The sequence below is a fragment of the Neoaquamicrobium sediminum genome (assembly GCF_013240295.1).
Taxonomy (GTDB): domain Bacteria; phylum Pseudomonadota; class Alphaproteobacteria; order Rhizobiales; family Rhizobiaceae; genus Aerobium; species Aerobium sediminum.
The window spans coordinates 539,807-551,809 of the sequence record NZ_JABETK010000002.1; the positions used below are offsets into that span (position 1 = coordinate 539,807).

General features: G+C 63.4%; 11 protein-coding genes and 2 pseudogenes. 7 read left to right on the top strand and 6 right to left on the bottom strand.

What is annotated here, in order from left to right; translation table 11 throughout:
• Positions 1-128: 128 nt before the first annotated feature.
• Both HK436_RS14445 and HK436_RS14450 read left to right on the top strand, forming a co-directional pair.
• Positions 129-1,412, top strand: a complete 1,284-nt coding sequence (locus HK436_RS14445; protein WP_173190841.1) for an O-acetylhomoserine aminocarboxypropyltransferase — start codon at positions 129-131, stop codon at positions 1,410-1,412.
• A 4-nt stretch (positions 1,413-1,416) separates the two neighbouring features.
• Positions 1,417-1,767 carry a cupin domain-containing protein gene (locus HK436_RS14450; RefSeq protein WP_173190843.1) on the top strand — a complete coding sequence of 117 codons (351 nt, stop codon included), beginning with the start codon at positions 1,417-1,419 and terminating at the stop codon, positions 1,765-1,767.
• A gap of 505 nt (positions 1,768-2,272) precedes the next feature.
• On the opposite strand, the pseudogene HK436_RS14455 reads toward HK436_RS14450, so the two are convergent.
• Positions 2,273-3,513 (bottom strand): annotated as a pseudogene (locus HK436_RS14455) (cytochrome P450).
• 91 nt (positions 3,514-3,604) lie between these two features.
• Between HK436_RS14455 and HK436_RS14460 the strand changes: the two are divergent.
• The 5 genes from HK436_RS14460 (at position 3,605) to HK436_RS14480 (ending at position 8,131) form a co-directional block, all read left to right on the top strand.
• Positions 3,605-4,708, top strand: a complete 1,104-nt coding sequence (locus HK436_RS14460; protein ID WP_173190845.1) for an NAD(P)/FAD-dependent oxidoreductase — start codon at positions 3,605-3,607, stop codon at positions 4,706-4,708.
• A gap of 151 nt (positions 4,709-4,859) precedes the next feature.
• Positions 4,860-5,492, top strand: coding sequence for an ATP-dependent Clp protease proteolytic subunit (locus HK436_RS14465; protein WP_173190847.1), 633 nt, complete (start codon positions 4,860-4,862; stop codon positions 5,490-5,492).
• A 295-nt stretch (positions 5,493-5,787) separates the two neighbouring features.
• Positions 5,788-7,068 carry an ATP-dependent Clp protease ATP-binding subunit ClpX gene (clpX, locus tag HK436_RS14470; RefSeq protein WP_173190849.1) on the top strand — a complete coding sequence of 427 codons (1,281 nt, stop codon included), beginning with the start codon at positions 5,788-5,790 and terminating at the stop codon, positions 7,066-7,068.
• A gap of 121 nt (positions 7,069-7,189) precedes the next feature.
• On the top strand, positions 7,190-7,588 hold the full coding sequence (locus HK436_RS14475; protein WP_173190851.1) for an NADH:ubiquinone oxidoreductase subunit NDUFA12: 399 nt from the start codon (positions 7,190-7,192) through the stop codon (positions 7,586-7,588).
• Between the two features lie 135 nt (positions 7,589-7,723).
• Positions 7,724-8,131: a DUF2155 domain-containing protein gene (locus HK436_RS14480; protein ID WP_173193481.1), complete on the top strand. Its 408-nt coding sequence runs from the start codon at positions 7,724-7,726 to the stop codon at positions 8,129-8,131.
• A gap of 2 nt (positions 8,132-8,133) precedes the next feature.
• On the opposite strand, the pseudogene aat reads toward HK436_RS14480, so the two are convergent.
• The 5 genes and pseudogenes from aat to HK436_RS14505 all read right to left on the bottom strand — a co-directional run bounded on the left by aat (position 8,134) and on the right by HK436_RS14505 (position 12,001).
• Positions 8,134-8,749 (bottom strand): annotated as a pseudogene (gene aat / locus HK436_RS14485) (leucyl/phenylalanyl-tRNA--protein transferase).
• 18 nt (positions 8,750-8,767) lie between these two features.
• Positions 8,768-10,111: an acetyl-CoA carboxylase biotin carboxylase subunit gene (gene accC, locus HK436_RS14490; protein WP_173190852.1), complete on the bottom strand. Its 1,344-nt coding sequence runs from the start codon at positions 10,109-10,111 to the stop codon at positions 8,768-8,770.
• Positions 10,112-10,126: 15 nt separating this feature from the next.
• Positions 10,127-10,603, bottom strand: a complete 477-nt coding sequence (accB, locus tag HK436_RS14495) for an acetyl-CoA carboxylase biotin carboxyl carrier protein (RefSeq protein ID WP_173190854.1) — start codon at positions 10,601-10,603, stop codon at positions 10,127-10,129.
• Positions 10,604-10,610: 7 nt separating this feature from the next.
• Complete coding sequence (gene aroQ / locus HK436_RS14500; RefSeq protein ID WP_173190856.1) at positions 10,611-11,075, bottom strand: type II 3-dehydroquinate dehydratase; 465 nt, start codon at positions 11,073-11,075, stop codon at positions 10,611-10,613.
• A 128-nt stretch (positions 11,076-11,203) separates the two neighbouring features.
• Complete coding sequence (locus HK436_RS14505; protein WP_173190858.1) at positions 11,204-12,001, bottom strand: DsbA family protein; 798 nt, start codon at positions 11,999-12,001, stop codon at positions 11,204-11,206.
• Between the last annotated feature and the right edge of the window lie 2 nt (positions 12,002-12,003).

A 12,003-nucleotide genomic window follows, 5' to 3' on the forward strand; every position in this document is an offset into this window, starting at 1 on the left:
TTTCCCTTTTCCAGGCTTTCCATCCCGGAATCTGCGCCGCGATCGCTTAAGGCGGAAAAATCGTCTTTGCCTTTGTTCGCAGGCTTTGCGATCAATGCGGCCGGTTTGTAAATTGTCAGGAGGAACTCATGTCCCAGCGCACGCCCGGCTTCAACACGCTTGCAATCCACGCGGGAGCCCAGCCGGACCCGGCGACCGGCGCGCGCGCCACGCCCATCTACCAGACGACGGCCTACGTCTTCGACGACGTCGATCATGCCGCGTCGCTGTTCGGGCTCAAGGCCTTCGGCAACATCTATACCCGCATCATGAATCCGACTCAGGCGGTGCTCGAGGAGCGCGTCGCCGCGCTCGAGGGCGGCACCGCGGCGGTTGCCACGGCTTCCGGCCATGCGGCGCAGCTTCTGGTCTTCCATACGCTGATGCGGCCGGGCGACAACTTCGTCGCCGCAAACAAGCTCTATGGCGGCTCGATCAACCAGTTCGGCCATGCCTTCAAGAATTTCGGCTGGGAGGTGCGCTGGGCCGACCCGGCGGATCCGCAGAGCTTTGAAAAGCACATCGACGGCAACACGCGCGCGATCTTCATCGAGAGCCTCGCCAATCCGGGCGGCACCTTCGTCGACATCGAGAAGATCGGCGATGTCGCGCGCAAGCATGGCCTGCCGCTGATCGTCGACAACACCATGGCAAGCCCGTACCTGCTGCGGCCGATCGAGCACGGCGCCGACATCGTCGTGCACTCGCTGACCAAGTTCATTGGCGGTCATGGCAATTCGATGGGCGGCATCATTGTCGATGGCGGTACCTTCGACTGGTCGAAGTCCGGCAACTACCCGATGCTGTCCGAGCCGCGCCCCGAATATGCCGGGCTGGTGCTGCACGAGACCTTCGGCAATTTTGCCTTCGCCATCGCCTGCCGGGTGCTGGGGCTGCGCGATTTCGGCCCCGCGATTTCGCCGTTCAACGCCTTCATGATCGCAACCGGGCTGGAAACGCTGCCGCTGCGCATGCAGCGCCACTGCGACAACGCGCTGAAGGTGGCCGAATGGCTGACGAAGCACGACAAGGTCGCCTGGGTATCCTATCCCGGCCTGCCGTCGGACCCGAACCACGCGCTGATGAAGAAATATTCGCCCAACGGTGCCGGTGCGGTCTTCACCTTTGGCCTGAAGGGCGGCTTCGAGGCGGGCGTGAAGGTGGTGGAAGGCGTGGAGCTGTTCTCCCACCTTGCCAATATCGGCGACACCAAGTCCCTCGTCATCCATCCGGCATCCACCACCCACCGCCAGCTCAGCGACGAGCAGAAGACGGCGGCCGGTGCCGGCAACGACGTGATCCGCCTGTCCGTGGGCATCGAGGACGTCGCCGACATCATCGCCGATCTGGAGCAGGCTCTCGCCAAGGCATAACACCATGTATGTCAGCCATTTCCTGGCGGTCTCGACCGCCGGTGCGGAACCGGAAGAGGGGGCTCCGGCCCCCGACCGGGTCCTCGTGGGCAATCCACGGTTCAAGACCTGGAACGTGGAGGAGGCCGATGGCGGTCTCCATGCCGGCATCTGGGAAGCGACGCCGGGCAAGTGGCGCATAGAGTACGAGGAGTGGGAGTTCTGCCACATCCTCTCCGGCGTCTCGATCGTCACCGAGGATGGCGGCGAGGCCCACACGCTGAAGGCCGGCGACAGCTTCATCCTCAGGCCCGGCTTCAAGGGAACGTGGGAAGTCGTTGAAACGACGCGCAAGGAATATGTGATCCGGGCATAGACGGCGCACATCGCGCTTTCCCCAGCGTAATCCCCCATATCCACGCTTTCCACAGGCGGACGCGCATTGCCCGGCATGCCGCAGCGTCATACCCTCAGGACATCTCAGAGCCCAACGGCCCCGCCCGGACAGCGGGAACAAGCTGAAGGGTCCAACTGGGACCGCTCCGGCAGAGAGACGGCAACGGCGTTAAAACCGTCGCAAGATCGAGCCCGGAAAGTCCAGCGGAACCGCTGAAGGCGGTCTGGAACGCTACAGGCGGACCGATGCTGCCATGAAGGCCGGGAAAGTCCTTTGATGGTGTCTCGAACGACCTTTCGGGCGTGAGAGAACGGTCCGGACAGGCATGTCCCTAAGGGATGCGCAAGTACGCGACCACCGTCAGAAACAGGTTTCGATGCGGCATCGTCTCTTCGAGGCGTAACCATATCGAGAGTCTGATCTGAACAGGGAGGCACTGGGAGCAATCTCAGTGCTTTCCTTGTTTCGGCGTCTGGAATGGCCGTCACCAGCGGCAGACAAGCCGCTCCAGCCCGTGAAAATGGTAGATATCGCGATAGTGCGGCTCTTCTGAGATTTTGAGGCTTGGCAGCCGCTCGAAAAGCACCTTTAGCGCTGCCTGCATCTCCAGCCGTGCCAGAGGTGCCCCGATGCAGAAGTGGATGCCGGCGCCGAACGAGACGTTCTTCTGGTCCTGCCGGGATGGATTGAAACCGCGCGGAGCATCGAATGCTGCCGGGTCGTTGTTGGCCGCGCCAAGCAGCAAAGCGACCTGCTCGCCGGGCTGGAGGGAGATCCCGGGCACAAGCTCGACCTCTTCGTAAGCATAGCGGGTGAACATGTGCAGCGGCGCGTCGTAGCGCAGGCATTCCTCAACCGTCGCGGCAGCCCTTTCGTCGCCGGCCAGCAATGCTGCCGGGTTCTCTAAAGAGAGCAGGGCGCGGATTGCGTTGCCGGTCTGATGCACTGTCGCCTCGTGGCCGGCATTCAGCAGCAGGATCGCCGAGGAAACCAGTTCGTCTTCCGAGAGCTTCTCGCCGCTTTCGTGCGCTGCGGTCAGCACGCTCAGAAGGTCGTCGCCGGGCTTGCGCCGCCGCTCCTCGGCATGGTGGCGGATGAAGGCGGCGAAGTCCCCGGCAGACCGATTTGCCTGTTCTTCGATCGCGCGCGTGGGCGCATGCATGTACATGCGCACCATGTCGTTGGACCAAGCCACCAGTTGCGGCCCCGTCTCCGCCGGCACGCCCATCATCTCGGCGATGATGGTGGCCGGTATCGGCGTGGCGAAGGCGGCTACGAGATCGGCCTCACGGTTGGCTTCAAAACCGTCGATGAGTTCGTGGGCGAGGCGTTCGACGCGCGGGCGCAGGCGCTCGACCTGCCTGGAGACGAAGGCGCGGTTGACCAGCGTGCGCAGCGCGTGTGGACGGGCGGCTCGAGTTCCAGCATCGAGCCTGCCTCGGCCCGGTCGAAGTCGGCGAGGTGGCTGCGGTCGCCCTTTGCAGCGACGCTGGCCATGTAGCCGCCCGGCCGCTCGCGGCCGAAACGCCGGTCGCGGAAGGTGCGGTTGACCGCCTCGTAGCTCGCCAGACACCAGAGGCCGAAGTCCTCCCAGAAGAAGACCGGGCATTGCGCGTGGAAGAAGGCATAGGCGGGGTAGGGATCCTGCACGAATGCTGGCTCGTGCGGGTCAAGCCGGACGTGGCGGCTGGCTGGGTCGAAATCGACATAGTCTGGCTTTTGCATGCCGCTTCCTTAGCGCGGCTTGCTTCGCATGGGCCAGTCCCTATGGTTGCGACGGAATTGCCGGTGCGGCTGTATCTGAGGGACAGGAAACATGAAAACGATCGTGGTCGGCGCAGGCATCGCCGGGCTTTCGACGGCGTGGGAGCTGACGCGGCGCGGTCATGCCGTGACACTTCTGGAGCAGGGACCTATCCCCAACCCGCTTGCGGCGTCCGGTGACCACCACCGCATCATTCGTCGCGCTTATGGACCCGGGAGCGGATACGGCAAGGCCATCAGCGAGGCCTATGATGCGTGGGGCGCACTCTGGAGCGATCTCGGGCAGAGTCATTATGACGCCCGTGGTTTCCTCTGCGTGTCGCGCGCGGTGGGCGACGACACCGACCTCTATCGCGAAGGAATGGAAAAGGGCGGCTGGCCGATCGAGCTGTTCTCCGCCGACGAAGCGGCCCGCCGCTGGCCGTTTCTCGAAGCCGGGAGCTTCCGCTACGCATTCCACTCGCCCGAAGGCGGCGCGCTGCATTGCCGGCGCATCGCCGCCGGCATCGGGGAATGGCTGCGTGCCAACGGCGCGGATGTGCGCGAGCACATGCAAGTCGTCGCAGTCGACTGCGAGGCGGGCAGCGTAAAGCTGGCGGACGGCGACAGCCTGACGGCAGATCATATCGTGGTCACGGCGGGCGCCTGGGTGACCAAACTCTTCCCCGACCTCGTCTCTGAACTGACCACCTACCGCACAGCCGTCGCCTATCTGGAGCCGCCAACCGACCTGAAGCAGGCGTGGGAGGCAGCGCCGGTGATTCTCGATGTCGGCGGCGACACTGACGGCTACATCATCCCGCGTTCCGGCGATGGCGGGCTAAAGTTCGGTTCGGGACTTCACAAGCGGCAGCAGGACGACGCCAGTGCCGCACGCGAGCCCGAAGACGGGGAGGGCGAAGCGATCCTGCGTCTGTTTTCGCCGCCGATCGCGCGTGTGGACGAGTACACGGTGAGCAATGTCGTGACCTGCGCCTATACCTTCACCGAGGACCAGCGCTTCTTCGCGACGCGCAAAGGAAAGTGCCTCGTCGTCTCCGCCTGCTCGGGCCATGGCTACAAGTTCGGCACCGCTGTCGGCCGCCGTGTTGCTGCCGCGGTCGAGAACGGCGATATGCAAGACCTGATTCGCTGGCTGCGGGCCGAGAACATGTGACGCAGCGACAGGCCCGGTCCGGCTTTCGAGGCATTTACCTTCGTCAGTCGTCGGGCTTGCGCAAGGCAAAGCCGGCATCCTATCTAACGGGTAACGCCAATCCTCGATTCCGGCCGTCTACGCGCCGATTTCCATCCGAAAAGGGACACCCATGAGAGACCCGATCGAAACCTACATGAATCTCGTTCCGATGGTGGTCGAGCAGACCAACCGTGGCGAGCGGGCCTATGACATCTTCTCGCGGCTTCTCAAGGAGCGCATCATCTTCATCACCGGTCCGGTCGAGGACGGCATGGCGACGCTGGTCTGCGCGCAGCTCCTGTTCCTCGAAGCCGAGAACCCGAAGAAAGAGATCAATCTCTACATCAATTCGCCCGGCGGCGTGGTGACGAGCGGCATGGCGATCTATGACACCATGCAGTTCATCAAGCCCGCGGTTTCCACGCTGTGCATCGGCCAGGCCGCTTCGATGGGTTCGCTGCTGCTGACGGCAGGCCATGCCGACATGCGTTTTGCGACGCCGAATGCGCGCATCATGGTGCACCAGCCTTCCGGCGGCTTCTCAGGCCAAGCTTCGGATATCGAGCGCCACGCGCAGGACATCATCAAGCTGAAGCGGCGCCTCAACGAGGTCTATGTCAAGCACACCGGTAAGGACTACGAGACGATCGAAAAGACGCTCGACCGCGACCATTTCATGACCGCCGACGAGGCGAAGGATTTTGGCCTCATCGACAAGGTCATCTCCAGCCGCGAAGCTGTCGAGGGTCCGGCGGACGCTTGATCCGGCGCATGGGGAACGGCTCTGACGCATTTTTGACGTGCTCTGCGCCATTTCGGTCACAATTTGCTGTTCCCACGGCGCAGGTGGCATCCTACGTTAAGCCAATGTTGAGTTTCGGCGGCTTAGCTTTTCCAAGGGATTCGCGTACCGTCGCCGCCGTTTTCGGATTGTCTCGAGTACGAAGCGGCTTGATTGAGCCAATGGCATTGGCGGGAACGCGCTCCCGTCATAGAGTTGTGTCTGCGGACGGTGCGTTGCGCCGCGGCCGGGACAGAGCCGAAAGGGTTTGGATAGCATGAGCAAGGTCAGCAATGGTGGTGGCGGCGGCGACTCGAAGAACACGCTGTATTGCTCGTTCTGCGGCAAAAGCCAGCATGAGGTCCGCAAGCTGATCGCCGGTCCGACGGTCTTCATCTGCGATGAATGCGTCGAACTGTGCATGGACATCATCCGCGAGGAGAACAAATCCTCGATGGTGAAGTCGCGCGAGGGTGTGCCCACCCCGCAGGAGATCCTCACGGTTCTCGACGACTATGTGATCGGCCAGCCCTACGCCAAGCGCGTGCTGTCGGTTGCCGTCCACAACCACTACAAGCGGCTGGCGCATGCCGGCAAGAACGCCGACGTTGAACTGGCGAAGTCGAACATCCTGCTGATTGGCCCGACGGGCTGCGGCAAGACGCTGCTGGCCCAGACGCTGGCGCGCATCATCGACGTGCCGTTCACGATGGCCGATGCGACCACGCTGACGGAAGCGGGCTATGTCGGTGAGGACGTCGAGAACATCATCCTGAAGCTCCTGCAGTCGGCCGACTACAATGTCGAGCGCGCCCAGCGCGGCATCGTCTACATCGACGAGATCGACAAGATTTCGCGCAAGTCCGACAACCCTTCGATCACGCGCGACGTGTCGGGCGAGGGCGTGCAGCAGGCACTGCTGAAGATCATGGAAGGCACCGTTGCTTCGGTTCCGCCGCAGGGCGGCCGCAAGCATCCCCAGCAGGAGTTCCTGCAGGTGGATACGGCCAATATCCTGTTCATCTGCGGCGGCGCATTCGCCGGCCTCGACAAGATCATCTCCGACCGTGGCCGCAAGACCTCTATCGGCTTTGGCGCAACGGTCGCCTCGCCGGAGGATCGCCGCACCGGCGACCTGTTCCGCCAGGTGGAGCCCGAGGATCTGCTCAAGTTCGGCCTCATCCCCGAATTCGTCGGTCGTCTGCCGGTGCTGGCAACGCTCGAGGATCTCGACGAGCCGGCGCTGATCCAGATCCTGACCGAGCCGAAGAACGCACTGGTCAAGCAGTACCAGCGCCTTTTCGAGATGGAGAATGTGGAACTGACCTTCCACGAAAGCGCGCTGTCGGCGATCGCAAAGAAGGCGATCGAGCGCAAGACCGGCGCGCGTGGTCTCCGCTCGATCATGGAAGCGATCCTGCTCGACACCATGTTCGAGCTTCCGGCGCTGGAAGGCGTGCAGGAGGTCGTTATCTCCGATGAGGTCGTCTCCGGCAATGCGCGCCCGCTCTACATCTACGCCGAGCGCGAGAAGGAAAAGGGCAACGCCAGCGCATAGGCTGGCGTTCCTCCCCCGCAACGGCTGGCATAGTTGACCGGATGCGGCCTCGTGGCGCTTGCCATCGGGCCGCATGAGCGCCATAAGCGGCGGACGGCACAGCATCCTGCCAGAGGAATCGATGAAGACCTTTTTCACGCAGTTCTTTACGTGGTGGAACGGCCAGACGCTCGGCACGCGCTTTCACACATGGCGCCACGGCACCAAGGTCGGCACGGACGAACTCGGCAATACCTATTACGAGGGCGGCAAGGATTCCGAGGGCCGCACGCGTCGCTGGGTGATCTACAACGGCTACTCCGAGGCCTCGGCGATCCCGCCCGGCTGGCATGGCTGGATGCACCACCGTACCGATGTCGCGCCGAGCAGTGAAGACTACAAGCCGCGCGAGTGGGAGAAGGGGCACAAGCCGAACCTGACGGGTTCCGCGGCCGCCTACCGTCCGCGCGGCTCGGTGCTCACGCCGCAGGAGCGCCCGCGCGTGACCGGCGACTACGACGCCTGGACGCCGGGTTCCTGAGTTTATGCGGCGGGAGAGGGCACTTTTCTCGCCACATTCTTCTCATATCGAATGGCCTCTTCCCGAAACCGGATCGCGCGCCGCATGGGCAACGACAGCATGATAGAGAATGGCCGCAAACGCTTTCCTGCGAGGATGCATAGCATCCTGCTGACCGGACTGACCGCTGCTCTGCTGGCAACCAGCGGGCCTGCGCTGGCGGAACGTGTCAGCAATCCGGTCGCCGAGTTCACCGGCGTCGACAAGATTACCGGCCGCATCATCACTTTCGACGTCTATGTCGACGAGACGGTGCAGTTCGGCGCGCTTCAGGTGACACCCCGCGTCTGCTACTCGGCGCCCGACACCGAGGAGCCGAAGACCGATTCCTTCGTCGAAGTCGACGAGATCACGCTCGACCGCAAGATCCGGCGCATCTTCACCGGCTGGATGTTCGCCGAAAGCCCCGGCCTCAATGCCGTGGAGCACGCCGTCTATGACGTATGGCTGAAGGCCTGCAAGCAGGAATCGGACGTGCCGGCACCGGAAGAAGCCAAGAGCTGACGTCAATCGTTGAAGCGGGCCTCGCCGGCCAGCGCTTCCTCGAGCAGCGTTTCGTATTTCGCACGTGGCACGTCGATCGCGCCGAAGCGCTTCAGGTGCTCGGTGGTGAACTGCGTGTCCAGCAGAATGAAGCCGCGCTCCCGCAGCCGTTCCACCAGATGCATGAGGCAGATTTTCGAGGCATCCGTCTCGCGCGAGAACATGCTTTCGCCGAAGAAGGCGCGTCCGAGCGTCACGCCGTAGAGCCCCCGACAAGCCGCCCCTCGCGCCAGGCCTCGACGGTGTGGCAATTGCCACGCGCGAAGAGTTCGGCATAGGCCTCGCGTATCGGCTGGTTTATCCAGGTCGACATGCGGCCTGCGCGTGCCTCCGCGCAACCCTCTATGACGCCCTTGAAGTCCGTGTCGAAACGCATGTCGAAATCGCCGCGCCGCGCCGTCTTCATAAGGCTCCGGGGCGCGTGGAAGGCGTCCAGCGGTATGATGCCCCGGCTCTCGGGCCGCACCCAGAAGATCTCCGGATCGTCGGCGTTCTCGGCCATGGGGAAGACGCCGACGCATAGGCGCGCAGCAACAGGTCGGGCGGGATGCGTTGGCCGGGTGCGAACGGGCGGGTCATCGCAGTGTGGACGGTTCTCTACTCCGCCTTCGCGAGATACTTTTCCAGCCAGTGGATGTCGTAGTCGCCATTGGCGATGTCGATGTTGCCGATCAGGTCGCGGAACAGCGGTAGCGTCGTGTTGATGCCGTCGACCACGAACTCGTCGAGCGCGCGGCGCAGCCGCATCATGCATTCGACGCGATTGCGGCCATGCACGATCAGCTTGCCGATCAGGCTGTCGTAATAGGGCGGGATCTTGTAGCCGGAATAGGCGCCTGAATCGACGCGGATGCCGAGGCCGCCTGGCGTATGGAAATGGGTGATCCTGCCGGGCGAGGGGACGAAGGTCTTCGGGTCCTCGGCGTTGATGCGGCATTCGATGGCATGGCCCTCGAACCGCACTTCGTCCTGCGTCACGGAAAGCCCGCCGCCGGAAGCGACGCGAATCTGTTCGTGGACGAGGTCGATGCCGGTGATCGCTTCCGTCACCGGATGCTCCACCTGCAGGCGGGTATTCATCTCGATGAAATAGAACTCACCGTTCTCATAGAGGAACTCGATGGTGCCGGCGCCCGAATAGCCGAGGTCGGCGACTGCCTTTGCGCAAATCCCGCCGATCTTTTCGCGTTCGATCGCGTTGAGCGCCGGCGAATTCGCCTCTTCCCAGACCTTCTGGTGACGGCGCTGCAGCGAACAGTCGCGCTCGCCGAGATGGATCGCCTGTCCGGCACCGTCACCAACGACCTGCACCTCGATATGGCGCGGCTTCTCGAGATATTTCTCGATATAGACGGCATCGTCGCCGAAGGCGGCACCCGCTTCCGTGCGCGCGGTATTCAGTGCGACCAGCAGGTCGTCTTCGGACCGCGCCACCTTCATGCCGCGTCCGCCGCCACCGGCCGAAGCCTTGATGATGACCGGGTAGCCGATCTCGGCCGCGATGCGGAGCGCTTCCTTCTCATCGGAAACCGCGCCCTCGGAGCCCGGCACGACCGGAATGCCGAGCCGCTTGGCGGTGCGCTTTGCCTCGATCTTGTCGCCCATCACGCGAATATGGTCCCCCGAAGGGCCGATGAAGGTTATGTTGTGGGCGGCGAGAATGTCGGCGAACTTGGCGTTCTCCGACAGGAAGCCGTAGCCCGGATGGATCGCATCGGCGCCGGTGATCTCGCAGGCGGCAACGATCTGGTGAATGTTGAGATAGGAATCGCGCGAGGCGGGCGGGCCGATGCAGACGCTCTCGTCGGCGAGACCGACATGCATCGCATCCGCGTCCGCGGTGGAGTGCACGGCCACCGTCTGGATGCCGAGCTCCTTGCAGGCGCGCAGCACCCTCAGTGCGATCTCGCCGCGATTGGCGATCAGGATTTTCTGGAACATTCTCCTTGCCCCGGCCTACTCGATGACGACCAGCGGCTCACCGTACTCGACCGGCTGCGCATCCTCGAACAGGATCGCGGTGACGGTGCCGGAGCGCGGCGAGGGGATCTGGTTCATCGTCTTCATCGCTTCGATGATCAGCAGCGTCTGGCCTTCCTTGATCTGCTGGCCAACCTCGATGAAGGGCTTGGCGCCCGGCGCGGCTGCCAGATAGGCGGTGCCGACCATGGGCGACGGAACGGCATTCTTGCTGTTGTCGGCCGGTGCGGCGGGCTGGGCGGCAGTAGTGGCGGCAGACGCCGACTGCGCAGCAGGTGCCGGCGCCGGGGCGGCAAAGGGTGCCGAGTAGGCCTGAACGGCTGCCGGCGTGCGCGACACGCGGATGCGCAGATCTTCCTGCTCGACCTCGATCTCGGTCAGGTTCGTTTCGTCGAGAATGCTTGCGAGATCGCGGATGAGCTGCTGGTCAACACCGGTTTTCTTCGTCGACATCGGAGGTTTATCCTTGCCCTTTTTGCTGGGCCGCCCCGAGCCGGGCGGCGAGCGCGTGCAGTGCCATGACATAGCCCTGCGAGCCGAAGCCGCAGATCATGCCGGTCGCGACCGACGACACCCATGAATGGTGCCGGAACTCTTCGCGCGCGTGAATATTGGAGAGATGCACTTCGGCGACCGGCAGCGGCGAGACCGCGCGGATCGCGTCGTGGATTGCGATGGAGGTGTGGCTGTAGGCGCCGGGATTGATGACGATGCCTTTCGCCTTGGAGCCCGCTTCCTGGATCCAGTCGACAAGAACGCCCTCGTGGTTGGACTGACGAAAGTCGATCTCAAGGCCGAGCTTCGTTCCCGCCGCGCGGCAGTCCTCGCCGATCGTCTCCAGCGTTTCCCCGCCATAGATGCCGGGCTCGCGTTTGCCGAGCATATTGAGGTTGGGACCGTTGAGGACGAAAATGATGTTGGACATATAAAGATGGGTTCCTGCGCCGGCACCTCTATAAAGGGCATAACCAGCCTCGAAAAGAGCGCAAGTGCGTTCTTTTCATGTCCACAGCAGCCTGAAACGACGAGATCGCCCCTCAGGATGCGCTCTCGTCAGTTGGTGGCCCGCACCTGCTCGACCTTCTCCTGCAGAACCGCGCGGCCGAGCGCGCCGAAAACGACCTCTTCGCCGACCACGTAGGAAGGCGTGCCGGTGATCGAGAGCCTGCTCGCCAGCTCGTAGGTCTGGTTGAAGGCTTCCAGGATCGCCGGGTTCTTCATTTCCTCGCGCAGTGCCGCCTCGTCGACACCCTGTGCAAGTGCCGCGCGTATGGCCGATTCCTCAGTCGCGCGCTCGCCGGAGAAGAGTTCGCGGTGGAAGTCGGCGTATTTTTCCGGTGCTAGCGCCCGAAACGCCATCGAAACGACATGCGCCTTCTGCGAATCCGGGCCGAGGATGGGGAATTCCTTGAGCACGAAACGCAGATCCGGATTGGCTTCGACCATCGCGTCCATGTCGTCCATGGCGCGGCGGCAGAAGCCGCAATTGTAGTCGAAGAACTCGACGATGGTCACGCTGCCCTCGGGATTGCCGATGACGCCGTCGTGCTCCGCGTCGAAAATCGCGTCCGAAGACGAGGCGATCGTCTCGACCTGCGCGACGCGCTGCAACTCGCGCTCCTTCTCCTCCAGGGCGACCTGCATGTCGCTGAGGATTTCGGGATTGGAAAGCAGGTAGTCGCGCACCACGGTCTCGATTTCGCCCCGCGTTGCCGCCGCTGGCTCGACAATTGCCGCCGTCTGCTGAGGCGCAGCGGCCACATCCGTGCGGCTGCCTGCCGCGAAGCCGAGGGCGAGCATTGCCACTGAAATCGTGACGCCTGCGATGCCGAGTGCGACCGTCTTGCCCATTG

What these genes read in the sequence shown, in the direction of transcription:
- HK436_RS14445 (WP_173190841.1), top strand. Translation starts at nt 129, where the DNA reads ATGTCCCAGCGCACGCCCGGCTTCAACACGCTTGCAATCCACGCGGGA.
- HK436_RS14450 (WP_173190843.1), top strand. Translation starts at nt 1,417, where the DNA reads ATGTATGTCAGCCATTTCCTGGCGGTCTCGACCGCCGGTGCGGAACCG.
- HK436_RS14460 (WP_173190845.1), top strand. Translation starts at nt 3,605, where the DNA reads ATGAAAACGATCGTGGTCGGCGCAGGCATCGCCGGGCTTTCGACGGCG.
- HK436_RS14465 (WP_173190847.1), top strand. Translation starts at nt 4,860, where the DNA reads ATGAGAGACCCGATCGAAACCTACATGAATCTCGTTCCGATGGTGGTC.
- clpX (WP_173190849.1), top strand. Translation starts at nt 5,788, where the DNA reads ATGAGCAAGGTCAGCAATGGTGGTGGCGGCGGCGACTCGAAGAACACG.
- HK436_RS14475 (WP_173190851.1), top strand. Translation starts at nt 7,190, where the DNA reads ATGAAGACCTTTTTCACGCAGTTCTTTACGTGGTGGAACGGCCAGACG.
- HK436_RS14480 (WP_173193481.1), top strand. Translation starts at nt 7,724, where the DNA reads ATGCATAGCATCCTGCTGACCGGACTGACCGCTGCTCTGCTGGCAACC.
- accC (WP_173190852.1), bottom strand. Translation starts at nt 10,111, where the DNA reads ATGTTCCAGAAAATCCTGATCGCCAATCGCGGCGAGATCGCACTGAGG.
- accB (WP_173190854.1), bottom strand. Translation starts at nt 10,603, where the DNA reads ATGTCGACGAAGAAAACCGGTGTTGACCAGCAGCTCATCCGCGATCTC.
- aroQ (WP_173190856.1), bottom strand. Translation starts at nt 11,075, where the DNA reads ATGTCCAACATCATTTTCGTCCTCAACGGTCCCAACCTCAATATGCTC.
- HK436_RS14505 (WP_173190858.1), bottom strand. Translation starts at nt 12,001, where the DNA reads ATGGGCAAGACGGTCGCACTCGGCATCGCAGGCGTCACGATTTCAGTG.